Annotated in this window: 12 protein-coding genes; all 12 read right to left on the reverse strand. The window is 39.9% G+C overall.

The window, feature by feature from the left end; genetic code table 11:
* Positions 1 to 42: 42 nt before the first annotated feature.
* Positions 43 to 3462 carry a hypothetical protein gene (locus B154_RS0124120; RefSeq protein ID WP_018616927.1) on the reverse strand — a complete coding sequence of 1140 codons (3420 nt, stop codon included), beginning with the start codon at positions 3460 to 3462 and terminating at the stop codon, positions 43 to 45.
* A gap of 143 nt (positions 3463 to 3605) precedes the next feature.
* Entirely contained in the window at positions 3606 to 5771 is a 2166-nt protein-coding gene (locus B154_RS0124125) for an alpha-galactosidase (RefSeq protein WP_033412616.1), read from the reverse strand.
* 190 nt (positions 5772 to 5961) lie between these two features.
* Complete coding sequence (locus B154_RS0124130; protein ID WP_018616929.1) at positions 5962 to 7797, reverse strand: RagB/SusD family nutrient uptake outer membrane protein; 1836 nt, start codon at positions 7795 to 7797, stop codon at positions 5962 to 5964.
* A 48-nt stretch (positions 7798 to 7845) separates the two neighbouring features.
* Positions 7846 to 11001 carry a SusC/RagA family TonB-linked outer membrane protein gene (locus B154_RS0124135; protein WP_211217543.1) on the reverse strand — a complete coding sequence of 1052 codons (3156 nt, stop codon included), beginning with the start codon at positions 10999 to 11001 and terminating at the stop codon, positions 7846 to 7848.
* A 929-nt stretch (positions 11002 to 11930) separates the two neighbouring features.
* Positions 11931 to 12815, reverse strand: a complete 885-nt coding sequence (locus B154_RS0124145; RefSeq protein ID WP_018616933.1) for an AraC family transcriptional regulator — start codon at positions 12813 to 12815, stop codon at positions 11931 to 11933.
* Positions 12816 to 13135: 320 nt separating this feature from the next.
* A complete protein-coding gene (locus tag B154_RS0124150) occupies positions 13136 to 13960 on the reverse strand; it encodes a 3-keto-disaccharide hydrolase (protein ID WP_018616934.1) in 825 nt (274 codons plus the stop codon).
* 28 nt (positions 13961 to 13988) lie between these two features.
* Positions 13989 to 17162: a PVC-type heme-binding CxxCH protein gene (locus tag B154_RS0124155; RefSeq protein WP_018616935.1), complete on the reverse strand. Its 3174-nt coding sequence runs from the start codon at positions 17160 to 17162 to the stop codon at positions 13989 to 13991.
* A gap of 57 nt (positions 17163 to 17219) precedes the next feature.
* Positions 17220 to 18791: a RagB/SusD family nutrient uptake outer membrane protein gene (locus B154_RS0124160; RefSeq protein WP_018616936.1), complete on the reverse strand. Its 1572-nt coding sequence runs from the start codon at positions 18789 to 18791 to the stop codon at positions 17220 to 17222.
* Positions 18792 to 18827: 36 nt separating this feature from the next.
* Positions 18828 to 21884, reverse strand: a complete 3057-nt coding sequence (locus B154_RS29665) for a SusC/RagA family TonB-linked outer membrane protein (RefSeq protein WP_018616937.1) — start codon at positions 21882 to 21884, stop codon at positions 18828 to 18830.
* A gap of 1058 nt (positions 21885 to 22942) precedes the next feature.
* On the reverse strand, positions 22943 to 23155 hold the full coding sequence (locus B154_RS34035; RefSeq protein ID WP_071595324.1) for a carbohydrate-binding family 9-like protein: 213 nt from the start codon (positions 23153 to 23155) through the stop codon (positions 22943 to 22945).
* Between the two features lie 144 nt (positions 23156 to 23299).
* Positions 23300 to 24298, reverse strand: a complete 999-nt coding sequence (locus B154_RS0124175) for a 3-hydroxyacyl-CoA dehydrogenase family protein (protein WP_018616939.1) — start codon at positions 24296 to 24298, stop codon at positions 23300 to 23302.
* A gap of 65 nt (positions 24299 to 24363) precedes the next feature.
* The gene (locus B154_RS0124180; protein ID WP_018616940.1) at positions 24364 to 25449 is read right to left on the reverse strand and encodes a Gfo/Idh/MocA family protein; all 1086 of its coding nucleotides are present in this window, start codon (positions 25447 to 25449) and stop codon (positions 24364 to 24366) included.
* Positions 25450 to 25456: the final 7 nt, after the last annotated feature.

Below are 25456 nucleotides of genomic sequence, written 5' to 3' on the forward strand. Positions count from 1 at the left end.
ATTTTAATCTACCTGTTTAGCTGAACCCTGTTTTATTGTTGATTAATAGACTACTGTTATTAGAGCATGTTTTTCCGTTTGCGGAACTGTTATTAACTCCTTATCCGCGTCCCATTCTTTCCATGGTCGTCCATTGATCATAACTTTCTTTATCGGCCTTGCAAATGGTGAGCGCACAAAGAATAATATCTTCGGACACGGTTTGGGTGGCAATTGAAGATCCGCTTCAACTGTTTGCGGTAATCGTCCCTGGCGTAAGGAATAACTCACTTCGCCATATTCGGTTTGAGCTTTTTTTAGTTCAATATTTTGTCCGGCTTCGAGCCATCGACGAGGTGTGCCCGCAGCTAATAATAATGTATCTTTTTTTTCAGCCACTAAAAGATCACAAACCTGGCTGATGAAACGCGCTTCATCAGGACACTTGTAAAACGGCCCGCTACCATGTCCCCATTCGTGGTACTCTTCTGTATGGGCATTAACATCAGGATATAAACAGGAAACAAAATTATCATAGAGCCCACGTAACGTGGCAGGTATCTCCTGCCTTATTAAATATATCCCGACAGGGTTCTGAAGATTCGCCTGGAATACCATTCCTCCCCGGCTAAACCAATATTCATCATCCACCTTGCCATGCACATTAAGGTTTAAGGAAGACGATAGGGTGAGGTTATCTTCCCAGTCATCCAGTACCCAGTCTGCCATCGGCTCATCTGGGTCAATCAGGCCAGCCTTAAGCAGAACAATAGGACCATATAACGCTTCACGAATAGCAGATAAACGCATATTGGGAGATATGCCTTTCTGGTAACGATCATAATACTGTGCTTTCTTGGTTCCAAAATAACGGAACTGTTGGTAAGGCCGTGATGGCACGTAAGGAACATAGGTATTGTTTCTCAACCGAACAACCGGGCTAAGTTCACTCGAGGTCTTTACGCTTTCCCTGATGTCATCATGATACGCTTTCGCAGCCTTTTTAAAAGAATCGGCTTGCGGGAGACCGGCTTTTTCAAAAGCTTTTGCCATCGTCTCCATGCCTAAACATGCATACGCATTGGTAGCATACCAAAATTGCCAGTCATGAACATCTTCTAAAACTCCTGCCGGCAACAAACCGTAGTGAGGCAATTTATTACCTTTTTCATCTAATTGTTTCGTTTGCTCACGTTGTTGAATAATCCAATTAGCAGCTCTTATCATATGTGGGGCTGCTTTTAGCAACCATTCCCGATCGCCTGAATACAAATAGTGACTGGCCAGACCCCATAGTACCGTCCCATGATGCATGTTGTACCCGTTACCTTCTGTCCAATTATAAACGCTATCAATCTTTAACCCATAAAAAACATCTTTTTGATCGCCGGTGAAAGTCCCGGGTAACTTCACACTTCCTTGTAGCTGCAAAAATGTATTTAGGTATTCGGAAGTAGTTTTGAAATCTCCTAGACGATCGAGCAGCAGCGTCTGGAAAATTGCTTCATTAGGATATCCCCAGTATGATAGAGCGGCTGCAGGAACCATATAAAGGCCGCTTTTCGGTTCCTTGGTTACGCTCATACGAATGTGTGGAATAATAGCTTTTGCCATCTCATTAAACTTCCGTTCCGGCACATTGAAAATAATTGACTTTTCCACCAGCTCTCTCCAATACGAAGTCACCCTGTTTTTTTGAACCTCGTAGTTCAATGACGCCAGTTCGTTCTTATTAGCAGCAGTAAGGTCACCAACAAAAGGAAAGTAGAAATACAACGTTTCCGAAGAATTGGGTTGCAGGAAAAATTGACGGTGAATTGTTCTCATTACGCCTGTGCTGTCGGCCAACAATTCGCTTTTAATCTCGGTTTTGTTCGCCGAAGGCATATAGCACCTCAAGTAATTTTTTTGGTCTACTTCATCCACTAGGAATTCTCCTTCTTTAGCAAGATTTTTAATAGCCTTGTTAGCAGCGAGCCACACGTGAGCGGTATCTGCATGAAGAGATGGATTAGATACGGTGAGTTTAACCAGCAGCACAGCCGGTGTTTGTTCATCTCTTTTAGGATCATTCGGCGCTAAAGGACCGCCTAGCAAAACGGTGAAAGCTTCTTCCCGATAATTCAATCCCTTGTGGTTCCACGAAGACTGCACTACCGGCAGGTAATCGTTCAACATCGACACCTGGCAATTGTCCCTGGTCCTTTTAAAAACCGGGTCGTTGCCCGTGCCTATATTCCATCTAAGATCGTTTCCGATCCAATTACATCTTAAAAGCTCTTTGCCCTGCGCCTTTGTTTCCTGTTTATCCAGTAAAATGTTACCTCCCCATTGCACCGCAAATTTTTGCCAGCTCGCGTCAGAAGCGAGCGGAAGATCAATTGGTCCACCGTGTGATCTATTTGTAGGATCGAGTGGCGGAATTTCATTCCTCGCTCTATCATACGTTTGTTCCGGTTCTTCTAAAATTCTTTCCCGTATCGTTTTACCCTTTTCTACCTTTGATTTGGAAAAAGAAACATTATCATTTGCTTTGGTAATATACACATTGACATATGGAATATAGACAGGACCTTTTTCAACGTCATTCATTGAGAAAGAAAAGGTGCCGGCAGAAGATCGGAAAGTGACTACTGTTTCATCATTGGAACCGGGAAGGCTTTGAGTGGATGATGATATATCAGCAATAATGCCCTTCGGTTTGCCATTCCAGTTTAGGACAAAAGCGTTATCACCTGTTTTTTTATCTGTCCTATCCCAATTCAGGCCGGAAAAAGTCTTTAAGTGGCCATTAAATACATCAATACTGCCAGCTATTCTTGAGTTCTTCTTCTGATTGTCCAGCAACTGAATCCTTATACCGGTATTTTTTTCTTTTGACGTCGAAAAAAAACGGACGGATCTAATCGCCTCATGGTTTACCGGGTATAGTAACCGGAGCTTCAATGTTCTTCGATAAGCAATTTGTCCAGGCAGGTAAGCTGCATTAGGATTTTCGTTTGTCGTCAAAGGCTGGAAGGTATATGTAACTGTGTTCCCATCTGCTTTAATATTAGTGGCTGCGGTTATCCACTTACCTTGCCAGGGATCATCTTCTAAATCCTCCGTAGAAGGCATTTTGGGAGGCGCTTCAGGCCACGTTTTATGCCAGTATTGAACAATAGGCAATCGAGCCGCGTCATTAGCAACGTTTGCTTCGTGAACGACCTCTATTCTTTCAATATCTCTTGCATTCCACCAAAACTCTCCAACATCTGACGAGTCTGTGGTTGTGTTCAAATTAAATTCCTTTAAGCCAACTGTTTTTCCTAAAGGATCCTTCGTTTTGCTCCATGTTTTAAGGACGCCAAATGGAGTAATATCCAGGCTTGCGCTTCCTTTATCAACAGAGGTAACCAGCGAAGAGGCTGGTTGAGCTATAGAAGAGCCGCATACCAGTAGGTTAAATACCCAAAAGAACAACAATCGGTTATGTACAAGCATACAGGATAATTCTATTCTTGAAATTATATATTATACTACTCCTTTTCATGATGTTACTAGCTTGAACCAAGCTTAAAAATATAGATACAGATATCATCAGCCTTAGTAAACTTTGCATGATATCAGCACCTTTTTTCGAAAAATCATTTTTTTGCTCCAAAGAATATGATTTTCGCGCCACCTGTATCAAAAGTCATTTGTAAAACAGCTCTTCCTTTTGCATCAAATGAAACCTCAACTCCTTCATTTTTCCAGGTATCTTTTGCTACTTTATTTTCTGAAACATAAGTGTACTTTCCCGGAATAGTTGCAAATACTACCATAACACCTTTGCCTGTTCTTTCATTAATTTTTTCATATATTTCAGGGCTCGTTCCTGTCTCACCTTGCCTCACGAGACTACTTTCGGTAATGTCATTTTTTACTTGTTTGTATACGCCCAGAACTTCATTAAAATATGCTATGCCTTTCGGCGATACTTTCATAAGCTCACCCCATAAACCGTTAGCACCGAGTATCAAAGAAGCGATATTGATGGTTTGCGAATTTCTTGGTTCATCGGACATATAAGGAGCAAAAAGTAAAATAGAAGGAATCCATTGATCATAGTTTAAAACAGATCGGGCAAACCATCCCCTTGCCGGACCGGGATTGACAAATATATTAGTGTTGCCATTTTTCAACGGACTTTTGCCTTCGGCTGCCAGGTCGTAATTAGAATAGTAGGGCCCATTATTGATGAAGAAGAACTTTCCTGATGATAAAAACTGTAACCCTACAGTTCGCCCTTTTTCAGTTACATCGAAATCAAAAATAGTGTGGGGGTAAGTTTTGCATACTTTATCTATTACTTTCGACATGTATATAGGAAGCTGAAATGCATAACTTCCAGCCCTTTCTTCTTCTGAATTATCAGTCGTACCGTGAAAATGGTGAGGATCATCACATCCATAAGAACCAACACCATCCCAATAAATATAAGTAATGCCTAATTTTTTTATCGTTTCAATTAATTTATCGGCATAGGCTTCCCAGTATTGACTTACTAAACAAAGATCAACACTTTCTTTTGTTTCCCATATTAGTTTCGGTTTGCTCTTTTCTCCCTTCCAGCTCATTACCGAAGAACGATTAGCTGTAAGCAATTTACTGTCAATAGCAGCGACTGTCGGGTTGAACCATAAGCCCAGCTTCATACCATAGTCGTCTAATTTTGCTTTCACTTGCTTAAGCGTGTCAGGAAAAAAAGAAGTGTTTACATCCCAGTCACCTGTTTTTGAAAACCATCCGGCATCAATTTCAAAAATGTCTACGCCCATTTTTTTTGCAATATCTATTTCTTTAAGCGTAGTTGCCATGTTCATGCTACTTAAATAACTCCCGCTTACATCCCTATCACGCTCCTGCCTTCCCCATGAATTATAAAAAATATAAGGCTTACGACTTTCCAGGTTTTCTGTAATATAGCGAAGCATGAAGTTGCGGTAATGCTTTTGCAGGGCAGACTGGTCGCCTTTTGCCCCACCTATCTCAAACCAAAGCGTTTCATATGCCTGTTGATGGTTTAATGGCTGATTATTTACGTAATTTGATTTCGCTGCCTGGAGCGATAAATCATGTGATGGATGAAATTGAAATTCGAGGAAACGGTCAGGCAATTGTGACCCGTGTTCATAAGCAAGTAGAAACTGTTCTTTGGGATCTGAAAAAACGATCATAGGCCCCATAGCTGAAAAATCGTCTTCAAAATAGCGGTTATCCAAAGCTTCTTCGTGCAGCAAATAAGCATGATATTTTTCATTAAATTCTGAAAACCGTATTTCTTTAATACTATTGAACTTTTTTAAAGAAGTAGAACAATAAGTGAAATTATCTTTTCCACTTGTCTTTGTGAGCCGGTGATTACCGGTGGTGTGCAACGCATATTGAAACCTGACAATGGGATTACCGGGAGAGACCCGAAAAAGTATACTAAGTTTTATGGAAGGATCAGAAACAATAGGCCCTTCAAATGTATATTCTTGAACTCCATTAGTAAGGTGAATATCCGGCTTTTTATCAAATACAGACACCTTTGCTGCAACTTTTCTGCCATCAATTTCAAACACCGGCACCTGCATACTCAACGTATTTTGTCCTTCGGCCAGCTGGTAAGTCCATAAGGTACTATTAGAATTATGCACAGCTATCTCGCATAAATTGTTTCCTATTTTACCTGCCTGACTTAGTCCCTCCGCCATTAACGCAACGGGATTACTTGCAGTAATTATAAATATAAAATATAGAAATATTCTTTTGTAGACTTTCATTATGCGTAATGAATGCTTGTAGTAGATGCCCCTGAAGTTTCTTTACGTGCCTCTTCAGGTCACCACTTAAAATCTATTATGCACAAGCATATTATTTTTAACTCCTGATTATCAAAACAACTATTATTTCAATTAATGCGAAGAGTTCTGACGATGCAATGTGCCCAACTCTCCGTTAAAATCTTTACGATTAATATCCCGGATTTTGCACCAGTTGAGGTGCCCTGTTCATCTCGTCAACCGGAATAGGAACCCAATACATTTTTTTATCTGCAGGTCCCCGTTTCTGAACAACAATCTGCCGCCATGTTGTAGTCACCGTATTATTATCCTTATTTCTTGTTTCAACAATATCAACTCCAGTCGCATCGGTAAGCGCCTGGCTTAAAATTTTCCACCTCCTGATGTCATACCAACGAATATCTTCATATATAAACTCAATCCTTCTTTCATATCTTAATGCAGCGGTAATGTCACCAGTAAAATCAGGAAGACCTGCTCGGTTCCTTATGATATTGATGTATTTAGTTGCTTCGCCCGTCTCATTCAATGCCAAACTGGCCTCCGCATAGTTCATAAGAATTTCTGCATACCTAAATTCAAACCAGGCATTCTCATTATTATTCGTTTCGGTGCCGTACACTTTATCGTCAAGGTATTTCTTAAAAGTGTATCCTGTGTAGGTTCCATCGTCGCCGTCAACAGGACCTTGCCGGGTGTCAATTCCAAATATTTTACTTACTTCCTGCCCATTCTGTATAGTGACACGAGTGCGTCTGTCATAAATTCCAAGAGGATCTCTTCCGGCAAGATCAGCATAACGTTTTTGCCAAACTGCACTGTCGTATAATATCTCGGCATAAAACCTTGGCTCGCGGTTATAATACATATTCGGGCTCGTGTACCTGGTGGAGATATTTTTATAGAAACCGTTATTATCTACCTTGTAATGGTTTTTAAAATCTGATCCATCAGCCATTTGAAAAGCGTCTACGAGGTTTCCGGTAGGAGCATTACAACCATACATTACAAACCCGTTTGTGCCATTGATAAGGTTGATCTGGTTACGGCTTCCTACATCTTTCAAAAACATTTTCCCCCAGATAACCTCATTGCTTGACAGATCTTTTGCTTTGAAGAAATTAAAGTAACCTGCTGACACTGCTGCCTGGTCTGGAGCGCCAAAATCCTCGACCTTATATGTTCCCAGGTCCATTACCGCTTTTGCTGCGTTTTTTGCCGCTGTCCACAATGCAGTACGATCAGCGCTTTTATATCCTACAAATTCATTTTCAGCAGTACCGTCTGCGGTAAGATCACTTGCAGCATATAGTAAAAGTCTTGATTTCAGGGCAAGAGCGGCTCCTTTAGTTGCCCTTCCCATTTCCATGTCCGCCTTATCTCCCAGTAATGCAGCAGCGGAATCACATTGTCCTGAAATGAAATCAACTGTTTCTTTAAAACCTGATCGCTTGATGGAAAGATAATCTTCTCCTATCTGAAAAGGTTGAGTAATAATGACCAGTCCACCATAATTACGGGCAAGTTGATGGTAACAAAAGGCCCTTAGAAACAGCGCCTCTCCTTTCATTCGTTCAGCTTGTGTTTTAATAGCCGCTTGTTGTGGTGCAGGGTAAGCGTCAGCAACTTTTTCTATGTTAGCCAGAAATATATTTAGTCTTTGAATATTCTTGTACATAACTCCCCAATTGGTATAATGGAAAGCCCAGTTGCCAAACGGACCGGTAGCGCTGGGTGAAATATTTCCTTGCAGGTAGTTTCCTGTTTCGAAACCATGTGTATCGTGCGATTCATCTGAAATAGAAGCATAAGATAAATACCCAAAGCCGCCTTGTAAACTTTCATTATAAGTATTGAGCAGGTAGCGGTCGGCGAGGTTAATGTCTGAGAACACCAGGGCATCTGAAAATTTATCCTGGGGAGTTTTATCTAAAATCTTGCTACATGACGCAAGGAAAAAGATGGCGAGGGTTAAAAGTGGTATATATAGTTTAAAGAGTTTCATATCTATTTCTTATTTAATTCTAAATCTTAAAACTGATTTTAAAACTGATTATAGGGAAATTCTTGCTCCGACTGTAAACACTCGCATAATAGGATAACTATACACGCCAGGAGCAGGGTCGGTGGCAACGGTAGTGCGTATGCCGCCCACCTCCGGGTCAATCAGTTTGTTGCCAGAATACAGCAGGAAGAGATTTTGCCCGGACAAGTATATTTGCGCATCTTTAAGGCGTATCTTATTTTGTATACCTACTGGAATCGTATAAGCTAATTGAAGATTTTTCAAACGTGCATAAGCTCCACTCTGATAGGAATAGTCCGTTACATAGTCATTCCTCCAATAAGCATCATTTCTATCAAAAGCTCTTGGCTTGTTAGCATTAATATTATCAGGGGTCCATCTGCCATCGGCATCATAAGCAAAATAATTACCGGCAAAACCCTGTAAGCCTACCAGTACCCTCCTGCTTGCATTTGCCGCACCTTGCACAAGGCCATTCAGGCTCCAGTTCTTATAGGTTACGCTAAAAGAAACTCCATAAGTAATCTCAGGGTTAACAGTTTTAGTGTGCAATACCCGGTCATCAGAGTTGATCTGCCCGTCGTTATTATAATCCTGGATAATTATATCTCCGGGTATAGCTCCAGACACATGCGGAGTTTTAGTGATTTGCTCCTCATCTCTAAAGATACCTATAGAATGATAAACAAGTTCTGAACCCTGTGGTTTACCTGTTAACACCTGCCACGGAACGTTGCGTGCTGGTTCATCAAACTCTATCACTTTGTTTCGGGCAAATGCAATGTTCCCGTTGAGCGAGTAAATAAAATCTCTAACCTTGTTATTATATCCTAATGATATTTCAAAACCTCTGTTATCTACAATTCCAAAGTTTTCATCTGGCAATTGAATACCGGTAAAATCAGGCACAGATGCATTTCTTTTTACCAGGATGTTATTACGTCTCTGGTAGAAAAAGTCAGCATTCAGTGTAAAGTGGTTATGAAAGAACATCGACTCAAAGCCAGCGTTGTAAACATTTGCCACTTCCCAAGTAATATTTGGATTAGTAGCGCCTATTTGGCTAAGACCTGTTGAGTAACTTCTGCCGGATCCTAAAACATACCCGGTACTTAAAGAATATGCAGTCAGATATTGGAAGGGTGCAACCAAGTCATTACCCAATTGCCCCCACGACGCTCTCAACTTAAAGTAATCTATAAACCTGATATTATTTTTCCAGAAATTTTCGTTTGATATTCTCCAGCCTGCCAGTACGCTTGGAAAATTACCCCACCGCCCGTGTTCTTTTGAAAATCGTAGTGAACCATCCCTTCTCATCGAAAACTGGAATAAATACGTTTCCTTATAATTATAGCTCAGTCTTCCAAAATAGTTGATACGCGAATCAAGCGACACGAACTCGTTGTTGTTCTTTTCCGCATCTCCCCCAGCGAACAGGTAAGGTAATTGCGAACTAATGAAATACCTTCTATAAGCATCAATACCTTTACCATCATATTCAGAAGATTCGTAAGCAACAAAGGCACTTATATTATGCACTCCCTTAATGGTAGCAGTGTAATCGGCTTTTATATTAAAGGTTTTCGTTCTGGCATCATCGTAAAAATCTCTTAGCCATGGTTCCGGCACTCCTTTTAATGTTCCTACAAGGAAAGCAGAACCATCTTCCACTCCTGTGTTGCCCGCAGCCAGGTAAGCCGGTTCATCTAACTGGTAAAGTGTCCATGGTTTCTGAAATAATTTTCTTTGACCGAGATTAATATCATAAGCATAATAACTTGAAAGAGTTAAGCCTTTTACGCCCGGAATTTTAAGATTAGCACTAAAAATATTATTTGCCCTGTAACGTTTAGAATTATCAAAACCCGTTTGATCTGTTACCGTTACTACAGGATTTTGACCATACGCAATGTCTGGTCCCGGCAGGCCGTTGGGATAAACTGCAGGAGAGGTTGGAAGGCTTTTAATTGCGCCATCGAGATTGAAGCCAGCATCTACGGAAGGATAATTCCTGTTTTCCTGCGAACCATTTATGTCAACTCCAAGTGTTAAATACTCGTTTACTTTAGCGTTAACTGTTGCTTTAAGATTATACCTGTTAAATGAAGTTGATGAATTTTTAAATATTCCATTTTCATATTCAGTACCAAAAGAGACATAATAGTCTACCGCTTTATTTCCACCACTTAGTGCTACATTATGGTTCCGTGTCTGGCTGAATTTCCTGAAAGATGCATTTATCCAATCAGTATTAGGATGTGTCCATGGAAACTTTCCTGACTTATATTTTTCTATATCATCAAGTGAAAATTTCTTGTTTGCTTCGTCAACACCTCCATATGTTTGCACCTCTCTAATCATTTGCGCATAAGAAACAGCATCGGCCATTTTTGGAAGTGCGGTTGGTGTAAGCAATCCCTGGTAAAAGCTATAATTAACAGTGAGAGGAGAGCCTTCTTTCCCGCGCTTAGTTGTAACAAGGATTACTCCGTTAGCAGCTCGTGCACCATAAATAGCAGCAGATGCATCTTTAAGAATGCTAATGCTTTCTACATCGCTTGGATTGATGGAATTTAAATCCCTTCCCAAAATACCATCTATTACAACAAGTGGTTCGTTGTTTCCCAGCGTGGCCATTCCACGAATTAAAATAGTTGCTCCGTTATTTCCCGGCTCTCCGTTTGACTGCTGTACGACAGCTCCGGGAAGGCGTCCGGCTAATGCGTTGGAGATATTTGGAACAGGCGAAGAGGACAGCTCTTTGCTTCCAACAGTTACGACAGATCCTATAACATTTACTTTCTTTTGTGTGCCATACCCCACCACCACAACATCATTTAATGTTTTATTTTCTGCTTCAAGTCTTACATTAACCGTAGTCTGTGATCTTACAGCAATTTCCCTTGAACCGAACCCAACGTAAGAAAGGACGAGGGTACTGTTGTTAGCAGCAGGAATGGAAAATTTTCCATTGTCGTCAGAAGTTGTGGTCTTAGTGTTGCCTTTTACCGAAATACTTACTCCGGAAAGAGGCTCCCCTTTATCGTCGGTTACAACCCCTGTTATAACCCGGCCGCTTTGTGAAGTTTGTGAAAATGTGATAAAAGGAATAGAAAAAATGAAAATCACTATTAGAGTCATTTTAATAAATGACCTAAAAAAAAGCCATTTTCTTTTCATATGGTAATGATTATAACCGTTAGAGTGTTAGCTTGGATAGATAAATGTAGAGGATTCTTTAAGCATAAAAATTCACTTATTTTGCTAATAATTATGCTTTTTTAACGAGTTTAACTTCTTTAGACGCTTGTATTCATTTGCCTCCATTTTCAGCAAAATCAAGAAAGAAACCTGACATATTAATCTTACACATGGAAGTGGTAGGTAATGCGGCCATAAAAAAACAAATCACGCAGCCTTACCCAAACGTTCCGTACGGTAACGTGAGTGAGGATACGGAATAATTTAGGTAAAAGACTGACTAACTAGGAATGAACGGTAGAAGGGAAACTGCGAAAAGGTCATGTTCAATCATCCTGGGTAACGACAATGACTAGCACAAATGTTCTCGTAGCTTGCGCCGTTAAAATGCCGCGGTAACAGGGTTAGCAATACTTTTTTAGAAACAGGCACGGGTGATAGGATTAATACTAGTACTTAATGTAACAAAAAGACGAGCAGTATTAATAAATAGTTAACAATCAGCGGAAATCGAATCCAGTCTTGGGCACTTAATAACCCTTGTATTTCTTTAATTACTATTGATTTACAAGGGTTTATTATTTCCTGTGGGCCATTTTTAACCGCTTTTTTTCTCTTTCTACCTTCTTTTTTGACTAACTTTTGACGAACCGGAAACCGACATTTTGAAACTAGCCTTACTGCTTTCAACAACTTTCTTAAGAAAGATCTATATCTGCTATTGATATTACTGAAAATTTGTGCGAAGGATTACGAGACTATTTGCTGAAAAAATATAATGGCGAAACTCCCGCCAACTAATTATGGGTTTTAAAAGGGTTTTAAAAGCCGGAAAAAAAGATGGAAACAGATGTTTGCATTCTCTTTTAACGTTTCTAGACTTGCATCTGCAATTATTTAAATTTATTTTATGCAAATTCCATCGAGTTAACATTAACCCTTCTACGATACTCGCTAGGGGTCATTTTTTTTATTTTTTTAAATTGCCTGTTGAAATTAGCTAGATTATTAAAACCACATTTGTAAGCAATCTCAACTATGCTTTCATCGCGCTCGCTTAAAAACTTGCAAGCATGGCCAACTCTTACAATATTTAAATATTCAACGAACGTAACTCTATAATGCTCTTTGAAGAAGTTACAAAAAGTAGTGACGGCCATATTTGCTATGGACGAAATTTCTTTCAACGTTATGTCTTTATCAAAGTTTCTCATAATGTAGGCCGTAACCTTACTAAAGCGATTTGTACAGTTTAGCTGGCTATGTTTTAAATAACCCGGGCTTGCTAAAAGTTCGTAATCAGAACTAGTACAAAGAATATCGAATATGGTAAATAATGCTGCAATTCTCTGTATACCATTCATGTGCAGCATTTGTTTCATTAGGACATTTATTCTTTCCCGGCTATTTCCTTTAATCACCATCCCATGCTTTGATAGAGTTAAAAAATTTTTTAAGGGCTTCATTTCAGGGAGGTCAAAAAAATTCTCTCCAAGAAAATCGTCAACAAAATGAATTACAATAGCTTCGGCTAAAGAATCAGCCTGGCCATTGATATACTCCGGATCATTTATCCAAAGGTGTGGTAATATAGGACCCATAAATACAAGGTCGCCTTCGGCGAAATAACCAACACTATCTCCAACCATTCGGACACCGGTACTTTTAGTAACTAATACTAATTCATATTCAGGATGATAATGCCAGGGACATGGAAAAAACTTACCCTTTTCTTTAAATACAATGAAGGATTTGTCGAATTCCTGTGGCAGACGGTATTCTACAGCTTTCATTAAATAAACAGTTAATTATTGGAAACAAAAAAGTAATTAGAATTTTTCACTTTGGCAAACTCTTTTCTCGTCAAACCAATATGCAATAAAATGAGTCTACACTTTATTTTTATAATCTCAATTATAATCCAACGTCGTCTCCTTAATATTACTACTTCAAAGAAAACACAATAGCTTCAGTATCGTAAGGGACAAGGGTCCATTTTCAAAAAATGGAAAGACCATTTATTTTAGCATCAGACTGCTTCTTTACTCCTCTTTACAATGGCAATCTTTAGCCGAAATCGACCCATAATCCTGTATCAAACATCGATAAAAATCTATTTTATGTCTAATGGCGTAAGTGTTACCTGCCTGAAAAATATTTCTGCTCCCTCTGATTGTATTTGAATACGCCCCTTAGAAGGCCGAACATTTACAGCCTGGTTAACTAAAGTACCATTGAGCATTATTGATATTTTATCCCCTTCTGCAATACATTCCATATGGTTCCACTCTCCGGTAGGCTTTTCAATATCATTTTTACCCCGAAATCCTTTAATATCTTTCCAATTTGGGTCACGAGCAAACCAGTTAATGCGGCCGCCGTGAATTGTTGCAAGAGAACCATTGGGCTGAAAAATGTAGGTGCCATTTTGTTTTTCCTGGGCCACCGGGCTCGAGAGCGAAAAATTGGTGGTAGAATCGCCCACTACCAGTAAATCTCCTGTTCCGCCTTCAATAATCTGGCATTCTATGGAATGCATCCAGATACCTGAATAGCCTCCATCCTCACCGTTTGAATGTATCAGCACACCATTATCCCGCGCATTTTCTATTCTGGGTGAATATGTATGTGTACCCCATTTAAATTCTACAACAAGTTTATAGTTTTCAAAGACATCATTAGTTATAATACTTCCATATTCCTCCCCCGAAACATGTATCAATCCATCATGAACAGTAAATACTTGTTTTGGATCATTATCACGGCCCCGGTACTGAACGAACTTGTACCAACCGTCTAAATTTTTACCATTAAATAAGTTCACTCGTTTTGAACCGGCAATATCCGTTGTATTCTGCGGGAACTTCGCAGTGGTGCAGCCCGCCATTACAAGCATAGACAAGAGGAAGTCAAACAGTACAGGAAATACTTTATTCATTTGTAAATTGTTATTTTTATGTCAGCAATCAGTGTTCATTTCCATGTCCCCCCATTCCATCAGGAAGAGAAGTAAGATAAGCTATTAGGTCTGATAATTCTTCGTTGCTTAGTTGTTTATCGAGTCCTGGTGGCATCATTGAAACACTTTGTGGTTCAATTGCTGTAATTTCTGAACGCTGAACGCGAACATTTTGCCCTGGTGCAATTGATACAATAAGGGCTTCAGGTAATTGTTGCCTGATAATGCCAGTATAAGTGGAAGTTTTCGTAATCACTTTAGATGTTTCATGCTCCCTGGCAAAGCTGGCGCTGGGAAATAAAATCGCCTCCAATATATCATGTCTTGAGCGTATTTCTCCAATATTTGTTAAATCAGGAGCAAAATCTCCGCCTTGATTTCCCACAGAATGGCATGTAGAACAAATCGCTTTTCCAAAGAAAAGTTTTCGCCCCTGCGCGACATCGCCTCTTTTCAGATTGGCTTCTACCTGTTGTAATTGTGCGAGACGGCCAGCATTGCGCTCACGCAATTTTGCCATTAATGGTTCGGCTGAAGCTTTTACATCCTTAGGATATTCACCAAATAATTTTTCGAGGTCCTGTTCAGAAAGATTATCCAAGCGGTTTGCTTTACTGCTTAGTGCCGCAATGAGCGCTTTGCCTACTTGTGGATCACTATTCCCCTGGAAAGCGTTTACCAGGTTTGGCAAAAGGAAAACATCGGTCTGCGAAACTTCTTCCTTAGCAAGTGTCAGAAGTTGCATATTACTTAATTTTGCGGAACCAAGTACACGTGCAGCCAATTGTCTTACCGGAGATTCATTTTTTGCATCAAGATAGTTCAATACCATTCGAAATTCTGTTTCAGAAAGTCTTGGATCAGATGAAAGCATAGAGCCGAGCGCTTTAAGGCGAAAATCGGCAGGGGTATTTGGATTTTGCACAATTAATTTTAATTGTTCATTCAAGGCCTTTATGTTCCTTGATTCAATAAGTGCCAGTACGAGTGATCGTAATTCAGGATCTCCCGACTGTAGAAGTTTGCTCAATTGCTGAACCCAAACACCGGGAATTTCCTTTACAGACGAATGATTAATAACATCTATCATTAAAGCTTTTCTTGCAACAGGTGTCGCATCGTTGCCAAGTTGACCTCCAACAAAATTTTGTAATTGTTTGTTTTCAGCGAACGTAATCATCAGATCGCGTACAGGGGTTGCATCTGTAGTAGAAAGATTGGCATTATTTAAACGGTTGCGAAGGAAGTTTACAACTATATCTGCCCAATCTGTATGATGTGAAGCAACCCAAATTCCTGTATTCCGTAATTGAGTGTTTTCGCTTGCAAGAAAAGGGACGACCGCTTCCTTCTGCAAAGGCGTCCCGTCCATTTGGTCAAGCGCGATAACTGCTACCTTTCTTACATTTGGAGAAGAATGATGTAAAGCAGCAATCAGTGGAGCAGGCGTTTTGAGGTTAATAAGCGCATACGTTATTGCATGGTCTACAAAACGATCAATGCTATCTGTTGCCCCATTTAACAGTGCAGTAACCGCACGACTGTCTCCAATTTGACCTAAAGCCGTAGCTGCCTGCCGGCGAACTGATGGTTTGTCCTTCTGAACGATTTCCATAAGTTTATTAACCGCTTCTTTGTTTTTTCCTAATCCCAAAACACGTGCGGCGGCGGTCCTGACTATTGCCGATGAATCATTCAAAGCTGCCCGCACTTCCTGCCATGCATTTAATGTATTGATCCTGGAAAGGGCGAAGACACCCGCAGCCCGAATCTCCTCGTCGTTGGATGCAAGGATTGAATTTTTGATTGGAACAACAGAACGTTCTCCGATTTCAATAAGCTGCTCAATTGCATTGTCACGAACCGCATGACGTGGATCTTTCATATACGCTACGAGATTTTCGGGTGTAAGAGACTTAAATTGTATCTTATGCCCCCAGGGATCTTCCACATGCTCTGAACCTTTTTTCTTTATCCGGTATATGCCGCCATGTACATCTAATTTAGCTACCCTTGACAACGGGCATCCTGCAATAAACCATCCACCTGTATTAAGTACCAGCATACTTCCGTCGGCATCCTCTAACACATCGGTAAGATGTATATCAGAAACAGTTGAAGTGATAAAAGGCTCATCAACCGTTTTATAAGTAGCGCCGTCAGGAGTAATCTGGTGACGCATGATACGGCCTGTATTGAACTCAGCACTAAAAAGGTTTCCCGTATATTCTTTTCCAAAACCCGCTCCCCTGTACCTCATTAAACCTGATGGCGCTACGCGGGCCGTCTTAGTCATCACGGGCATAAGGTCTCCTGTCAATTTAAAATGATCCTGCTCGATAACGGGATAAGGTTTGGGGTACACACCTCCCTCTACCCAATGCATAAGCGCATCTCTCATCCCGCCTTGTGGCTCGATAAAATAGGTCATAGTGCCAATTGTTTCGCCAGAAGGCATAAAGGATAGTTCAATTGCATTGTCATATCCCCCACCCGACATAGACTCCAGCCCTGTTCCATCAGGCCTGCATCTCCAGATGCGGGCACTTGTTCCTTTTAAATTTTTACCCTCTTTCGTAGTAATATCAAATCCCCTCCGGGCATCTGTTAGATACATCCAACCATCAGGGCCGAAGAAAGGCCCACCTAATAAGGCACCATTGTGATTTAGTACCCATCCCGTAAGGATAACGTCACGTTTATCTGCTACACCATCTCCATCGGTATCAGTAAGGCGTAAAAGATCAGGTGAGGCAGTTACGTAAAGACTTCCCTTATAAAAGACCCCTCCTTTTGGAAAAGAAAGAGAGTCGGCAAAAATTTTGCTTTTATCAAAAATTCCGTCACCGTTTGTATCCTCAAGCAGCCGAATATGATAAGGAGGTTTTTTAAGCATATCTTCTGTTGATGGTGAGCTTCCATCAGACTCAAAAACAAAGAGCCGCCCCTGTCCATCGAAAGACGCAAACATTGGATAGGTAACCATACCAGGTCCTGCAACACGCTCAATAGAAAAACCGGCAGGCACTTTTAACCCGTCAACCTCAGTTGTTTTATCACTTTTATCGTCAGAATGACCAGGTTTACAAAAAACAAATAACGTCGATATTATTACCGGAATTATAAACAACTTGTACTTCGATGTTCCGGTATAGTTTGTAAAAAATGTAATTTTTTTCATTAAATCACTTTTATTGTTGAATTAAGTAATGCTCCATCAATCCTTTTGAAAATAAATCTACCAACCCTCGTTCTGTTTTAAATCCCTGTTTAAATCAAGCTCTTTCTGCGGTATAGGCCATAGATAATCCCTTTTTTGAAAACTTCTCACAAATCCAGGTTGAACAACAGTTGTCAATTGTCCATTTTTTACATAAGTAATTCCGGCAACAGGAACAGTAAAAACCTGGTCTGCAATGCCCCATCGTCGTATGTCGAAGAATCGTTGTCCTTCAAACGCCAATTCAACCATGCGTTCGTGACGAACCGTTTCCCTCAACTCTGCTTGTGTTTGGGCCTCGCTGATTGAAGGCATATTTACATCGGGACGTTGCCTCACTGCATTAATGGCATCGTAAACAGATCCATCAATTTGGCCAAGTTCAATTTTTGCTTCAGCATACGTTAATAAAACTTCGGCATAACGCATCAATATGATATTAATTCCACAATTTCCCAGATCAGTAATGTCTTCGCTATTGATATATTTTTTTACATAAAATCCTGTTACAGACACCTGATAGTTCGAACCTACGGCGTCAGCAGTACCACTGTTTGGCCGCGAATCAAAAATAGCCCCTGTAGGAAGGGTGTCACCCGGAACATATATTGAGTATTTGAGGCGTGGATCGCGGTTCTTATATGGATTATAAGGATCAAAGCCGCTGCCGGTTTCATTGATGCCCTTACCATTTGTCATCTGATAATTATCTGCAATCTTTTTAAGTGGTACTACGGTTACTCCATTTGATAATATTGAAAAAGGAGCAAAGAGTTCCATTACATTATTTGCATAAACATTTTTCAAAAACTCCTTATCTAAAACCACCTCACTATTATTCTCCGCAGCATACGAAAAAAGCTGTTTATATGATGGATAGAGGCTATAAACGCCTAAATCAATAACGGCTTTCGCCAATTCAGCAGCTTTATCAAACCTCTTTGCATAAAGCATTGTTCGGGCATTCAATGCAAGAGCTGCTCCTTTCGTAATCCTTCCTTTTTCAGTCGCATTAACCGGCAATTCATTTGCAGCCTCGTTAAGTTCGTTATAAATAAAATCAACGATTTCACTTGCAGGAGTTCGAACCACATTTTTTGCTTCATCAATCGAAAGGGATTTTGTAATAAGTGGTACGTCACCATAAATAAAAACGAGGTTTGTATAAAAGTATGCACGGAGAAAACGAACTTCTCCGGTCAAATGGGTAATAAGGCCAGTATCAATTGATGCGACCTTTCCAATATTTTCAAGAAAATAATTTGCACCGTGAATGCCTTTGTAGTCATTCGTCCACTCTGCCTGAACTACCGGGCTAATAGCATTATAAGCGCCTGTTTCTATTGCTTTATAATCGCCATATTCGTTGTTTGTATGCGCAACATCGCTGAATACGTCCCTCTGCAACTGGTTGGTACCATCAAGAAAGGTGTAGAGTGCATTGCAAGCGGTAACTGCATCTTTTTCCTGAGTCCAGAATATGTCTGAAGTGATACGGTCGTTAGGAATTGTATTTAATAACTCCTTTTTACAACCTACACTCACCAAAACAATGAAAATGCTTATGTATATTTTTAATAGCGGTTTCATAATGAGTTTATTTATTCTTTATTGAAATGTTGGAGGTTAAAAGGTAAGGCTGACGCCAACTGTAGTTAAAGAAACTTGGGGGTATTGACGCATACTCGTGTTAAATTCCGGATCCATTCCCCATTTATTAACTTTGGAAATAGTGAATACATTCGACTTAGCAACGTAGAGCCTCAATCTTTGTATGTTCGCTCTTTTTGTGAGAGAAGAAGGCAACGTATATCCCAGCTGAAAATTCTTCAGTTTTAAATAAGCCGCATTTACTATCCAAAAATCAGAATTTACCCAGTTTTTATCAGCAAAAGCCTCAGGACGAGGAAACTTTGCATTAGGGTTTTGTGGGGTCCAGTAATCTTTTTCAAAATCCATTACGAAACTTTGCCACTCAATGTTGCCTGCCGCTTCCCCTATCATTGCCTCAGCTTTGCCGACTCCCTGAAAAAAAAGATTCATATCAAAGTTCTTATAGTCAAAATTCATATTCATTCCGAAAGTAAAATGTGGTATATCGGAACCAATGGGAACCATATCATCGGAGTTCAATATCCCGTCTTTGTTGACGTCTACATATTTCAGATCTCCCGGCTTAGTTCCCGGGTATAAAGTTGGATAATCATCAACCTCCCGCTCACTTTGAAAAAAGCCCGCCGTCTTATATCCCATAAATGAATTAATAGGTAGTCCTTCTTTCTGAATAGTTGTCACCCAGAAATTGTTATATATGTAAGGACCCGAGCCAGCCAGATTTGTTATTTTGTTTGTAACGTTTGAAATATTAAATGCGAAATTGTAACGAAAGCTCTTTGCCGGCGACCTGTAGGAAACTCCCAGCTCCCATCCTTTATTTTCTACATTTCCCGCATTTTGCGGAGGTGCATCCAACCCTAGCGATAGTGGAATAGGCAGGTAAAGAAGAATCCCTTCTGTTTTTTTCTTATAGTAGTCAAATGAAAGACCGAGCTTTCCACTAAGGAAAGATGCATCCAAACCTATATTTGACTGCACGGTTGTTTCCCACGTAAGATCTTTATTGGCAAGTGTTGCCTGGTAAAGGCCTTGAACAGGGCTTCCACCAAAATTATAATCTCTTGCCGATAGTGTTTCCAGGTAAGAATACAGCCCTACACTCTGGTTTCCGGTTTTACCCCATGATCCACGTATCTTAAATTCATCTGCTATGTTCGATAAATTGTCCCAGAATTTCTCTTTAGAAATACGCCACGCACCCGATACGGAAGGGAAAAAACTGTACCTGTCCTTCCCTGTAAACCTGGACGAACCATCGTAACGCGCATTTAATTCAAAAAAATATTTTTCTGCATAATTGTAATTAAACCGACCAAAATAAGAGCGCAGCCCCCACGCAGATTCATATCCCGTATTGTCCCTTGAAGCAAGTGACCCCTGAGAAAGAGATTGAACATCATTATTATAAAAATCCTTGCGGCTGGCAGATAATAAATTATAGTTATAAGCGACCTGCGAGTAACCTAACAAAGTATTGAACGAATGGCTTCCGGTTGATGTTTCATAAGTTAGAAGATTATTGAGTGTTGACTGCTCTGAGTAATCACGGGTTTCTGTAAGTGAGTTTGTTAATACCTGCTGCCTGATTATAGTCGGATCATAGTAATCGCGAATCGTATAAGCGTTTGAAAATATCTTCTGACTTAATCCATGAAGTGTAAGGCCGTATTGTGTTTGAAATTTCAGTCCCTTCAATATCTCGATATTAGCTTTTAAATTAGCAAAGCCGAAATTATCTTTAAAGTGAGATATTCCCCGGAGATCCGACTGCACCAAAGGGCTGATGCCGTCGGAGCTTAAGCCGTAAGTTCCATCAGGATAACGTGGAACTGCAAAATTGGAACTGGCCCACATATATTTGATCGCATTTTCCTCATAGGTCGGAGCCCTGTAATTTTTCAAACGATAATTGAAGTCGCCTGACAGAGTAATTTTGTCAGAAACTTTGAAATCTGTATTTAAACGAATACTTGGTCTTTGGGAATGACTATTATGAATAATTCCATCCTGGTCGAAAAAATTTACCGCCAATAACGTTTTCATTCTATCCGTACCGCCGGATACTGATAGTGTGTGATTTTGCTGGGGAGCAGGGCTGAACATTACGTTAATCCAATCGTTTACCAATGGATATTTTATTCTGTCAGTGGAATTAACCCAGGTTGTAATGGTATCTTCAGGAAATGGGGCGGGCTTCCCTGCATTGACATAAGCCTCATTTTGCATATGCATGTAATCAGCCATCCCCATCTGCTTTGGAAAGTAAACAGCTTTCTGTATCGCGTAATAGCTATTCAGATTTACCGACAACTTGCCTGACTTTGCTCTTTTGGTAGTTACCAGCACAACACCGTTTGCAGCCCTGGATCCGTAAATTGCTGTAGACGCGGCGTCTTTAAGAACCGTAAGAGTTTCAATATCACTTGGATTGATATCATTCAGAGATTGTTCGATACCATCCACCATAATCAGCGGATCATTACCGCTTAATGTTGTTATACCTCTTACCCTAATAGAGACTTGTGATTGCCCAGGTCCACCACCTTGATCTGTTACCGTTACGCCTGGTGCGAGTCCCTGCAATGCCTGAGTAGCATCTGCCACCGAACGTTTGTTCAAATCTTCTCCTTTTATATCTGCTACAGCACTTGTAAGACTCGTCTTCTTTTGTGTTCCATAACCAACTACAGTTACTTCGTTTAGGGAGTTAGCTTGTGATACCAGTACAACATCAATGGAAGTCCGACCATTAACATTAATTTCCTGTTTTAGATAACCGATGGAAGTAAAAACAAGAATTCCTTTGCTACGAAAATTAACTGCGTATTTTCCGTTTTGATCAGTAGTGCTCCCAATTGAAGTTTGTTTGAAATTTACACTAACACCAGAAAGCGGTTCGCCTTTTTCATTTTTAACCAGCCCTGAAATTTTCGTCTGACCAAAAGAGGAGAACCAAAGAACCTGTAGAAAAATGAAGATATATAACGTTCTTTTGTGAAGCGGATCCCTTTTAATTAAAGAGCATGAATCCACTTTTTTTTGCTCAACAGTAAAAATAAGGCTCATACGTTTTTGTTTAGGGTTTATGATTATTTATTGATCAGAAAGAAGATATAATTACAGTAGTTTTTCTTTGATGTTAAGATTGCTTTCTTTCAGCTTATCAACGACAGACAGGCGTGCTATGTAAGCCTACATGTTTGTCTTACCAGCATTAAATTTCTTAATCCATCTTCTAAAAGGTGTCTTCAAAAATAACTTTCATTTACAGATGAATTTGGTACTTTTATTTACATTAGTAATACTATTTTTCATAAAGTCCCTCACTTCATCACTTTCAATATCGCCAGGTTTTAGTACAACGTGTTTTTATTCGAAAGAACGGACAAGTCGATTGAGACTCACGAAAAAAATTTTAAGAATGCAATAAGAATTTAAGGAAATCGAGTTTAAAACCTTACCTTAAAAATTATAGTTCGTTTCTCCAGGTGCCTAAATAAATGGCACGAACTTATGGGCAGTTGTTATTTTTTGACAGAATATCAAAAGTATCTTCAATTGCAAAACGGACGCGTTCATTTATAGAGCTTAAAAAAAAGACTCTATAATACGTTCACGTCATATTGATGGATATAATAGGCAATTGTGACGGCTCCGTAAACCTTCAGATATTTGCGACGAGCAAATTCAGGTCGTTTAGTTAAGGAATCTTTTGCTTGCTTGTTTTTGGGATCTTAGTTATGGAATCGATTTTATTTTTATTCTATAACTCTGCCCTGCCGGTTTTTTTAATCACCCTGCAGAAAGGTTCACCTCAGCTAAATTCCACTGATCCATGAAAATATAGATGTTCGGTTTTGATATTATTCGAAGTAAGAAAAGGTGGTTCAGGCAATTCATCTCAACATCTGTAAAAAATAGTCTACCACATTTTCCCTTCAGTGTTTTTATATTGTGATAATAAAAAACCTTTCTGGCTATCTTTATCGTAAGTTCCCAACCTATATTTGCATCAAGGCTTTTCGTTGACTTTATTAGGGCTTGATGACAAACCACGCTAATAATTTGTTTAGGTAACAATTTGCCGTTGGCCTTCTCCTTTCAAAAACCCAGCAAACAACTTTCTACACAGGTAAATTCAAAATTGTAATATTCTTTTTCGTCTTCGAGAGAACAAAAAATTCAAAGCAACTGTCTTTATATACACGCTCGTTAGGACTAGAGTATATGGCTTTAGCAAATTTTTCACTTGCGTAATACTTTAGGCATAAGCAGCCGTCACTGTATTCAATTGCAAAAAAACTTGAAGTTTTTAGGTGTATGATAGCCAGGGGCATCACGTCAAGACTATTTCTTATAATGACATCAAGTGTCAGAGAAGGATTGTTAATAGGTACATGATTATCTACAGATAAAAATGGAACACGATTTCCTATATTATTTAAATCGTAGTAAGTATCAAACTTCGTTAAGTTAATATTTTATATTATAACTTCTTCTTCTTTTTCTTTCAGTTTTCTTTTAACAACATCAGCAGGATATTTCAATGCCAGGTTTCGTATTTCATAACTGAAAGCGGTAAATGTCTCTTCCCATAGTTTCGCCTCTTCTGGAGTATAAGAGTAAAATCCGTGGGCATTGGCAACACCTTTGCCTCCTGCCTTAACAATATCATCTATCAATTTTGGCATTTCTGTACTATTGCAGAGAGTGGGGAACAACTCTTTTATTACATTATGATAAGCAGGAACGCCGGTTAAATCCATCCAGCGAAAGACACCTACTAACGTCATCCAGTAACCGGCATTATTACGGCAGGCCCTGTCTACATCTTCAACAGTAGCATAGCCATTCTCAACAAGATAAAATGCTTCCCTGTACATTGCATACATCAGCCTGTTGGTGATAAATCCACGGATATCCTTTCTTACCAGTGTAGGCTCCTTCCCCCAGAAATGAGAAAGTTCATACAGGTACTCACCCTTTTTTACGTCACTCAGTTCTCCGCAGATCACTTCAAGAAAACGGGTAGTATGCGAAGGCTCAGCCCAGTGCAAACCGAAAAATCTTTCCGGTCTATTTGTAAGTTTTTGCAGCAAACTTATTGGGATGGCTGAGGTATTGCTGGTCATAAGCGCATCATCAGCAATTACAGATTCAACTTTTGAGTATACTGACTTCTTTATAGCCTCGTTCTCAATGGTGCATTCTATTACCAGCTTACAATTCTTCAGCAATGAATAATCTTCGGTGATCGTTAAATGCTTCATGTAATATTCTGGCACTTCATTTACCAGCCCCTGTTCGCGCGACTTTAAAAGATGATTACGAACGCGTGACTCGGCATGTTTCAAATCATCACTGATGGGTGCAACTGCTACCACCGGGTGCCCAGCCATAAGCAGGCAAGTTGTGATACTACATCCCATGAGGCCGAGACCAACAACACCAACCCCAATTTCTTTGGTTCTAATTGACATAATATAACTGCTATTATTGCATTAATCATTTAGGTTTCCCACCCTTTTACATCACAGCCTTTACGTTACACTAATGACACCACCTTTCCGGTTCTTACAGATTCATCACAGGCAAAGGCGATCCGCAGGCTGTTTACTGCATCTTCTGCATGGGCAGAAAGGTCCAGATCTTCTACTATTGCTTTCATAAAATAGCGTTGTTCCCTGTTGCACAGTTCCTGGTGATCTGGTTCATCCTGCAGATTGATCCACGTATCTTCTTTAGCAAATTTTTCATTTTCATCCAAGTCAGCATGATGAAACCGGAGCGCTTCTGTTTTTGTATGCGCTTCAATGGAAGAAGATTTTCCCGAGCCGCCGGCGTCTTTTGCCACTATCGATACCGAACCTTTAGGACCGAACACATCTTTTACAAAAAATGCTGTTTCACTTACCATAGGTCCCCAGCCAGCTTCATACCATCCAACAGACCCGTCTTCAAAACGTATTTGTAGCTGACCATAATTATAATTGCCTGCAGGGATTTCTTCCGTCAATCTTGCCCCAATTGCATATACCTGTACCGGCTTTGATCGTGTCATCTGGCACATTACGTCAATATAGTGTACACCGCAATCGACAATAGGACTTAAGCTGTTCATCAGGTTGCGATGAAGGGTCCACATGCTACCATCACTTTGTTGATTCAGGTTCATTCGCATTACCAGCGGTTTGCCAAGTTCGTGTGACAATTCAACAAATCGTTCCCACGAAGGATGATGACGTAATATATAGCCTACCACCAGTTTCTTACCTGCTTTTTTTGAAGCTTCCACTACCCTTTCCGCGCCTGCAACAGTATCCGCTAATGGCTTTTCAATAAATACATGACATCCACTCTCAAATGCTTTTATGGCAAATTTTTCATGTGTGTCAGGATAAGTTGAAATACAAACCGCATCAGGATGTGTAGCTTTCATTGCTTCATCCATATCATCAAATAATGCATACTTGTTTCCAAGCTTTGCATTCAAGACCTCTTTGGAATTACCTTTAGAAACAAGTCCACAAATTTCAAAGCCTTCATTGGTATGGTAAGCCATGGCATGAGATGATCCCATATTTCCACAACCCACTACAAGTACCCTCAAAGCTTTTTTATTATTTTGCATAGGCTAA

It is taken from the genome of Segetibacter koreensis DSM 18137 (assembly GCF_000374045.1).
Taxonomy (GTDB): Bacteria; Bacteroidota; Bacteroidia; order Chitinophagales; family Chitinophagaceae; genus Segetibacter; species Segetibacter koreensis.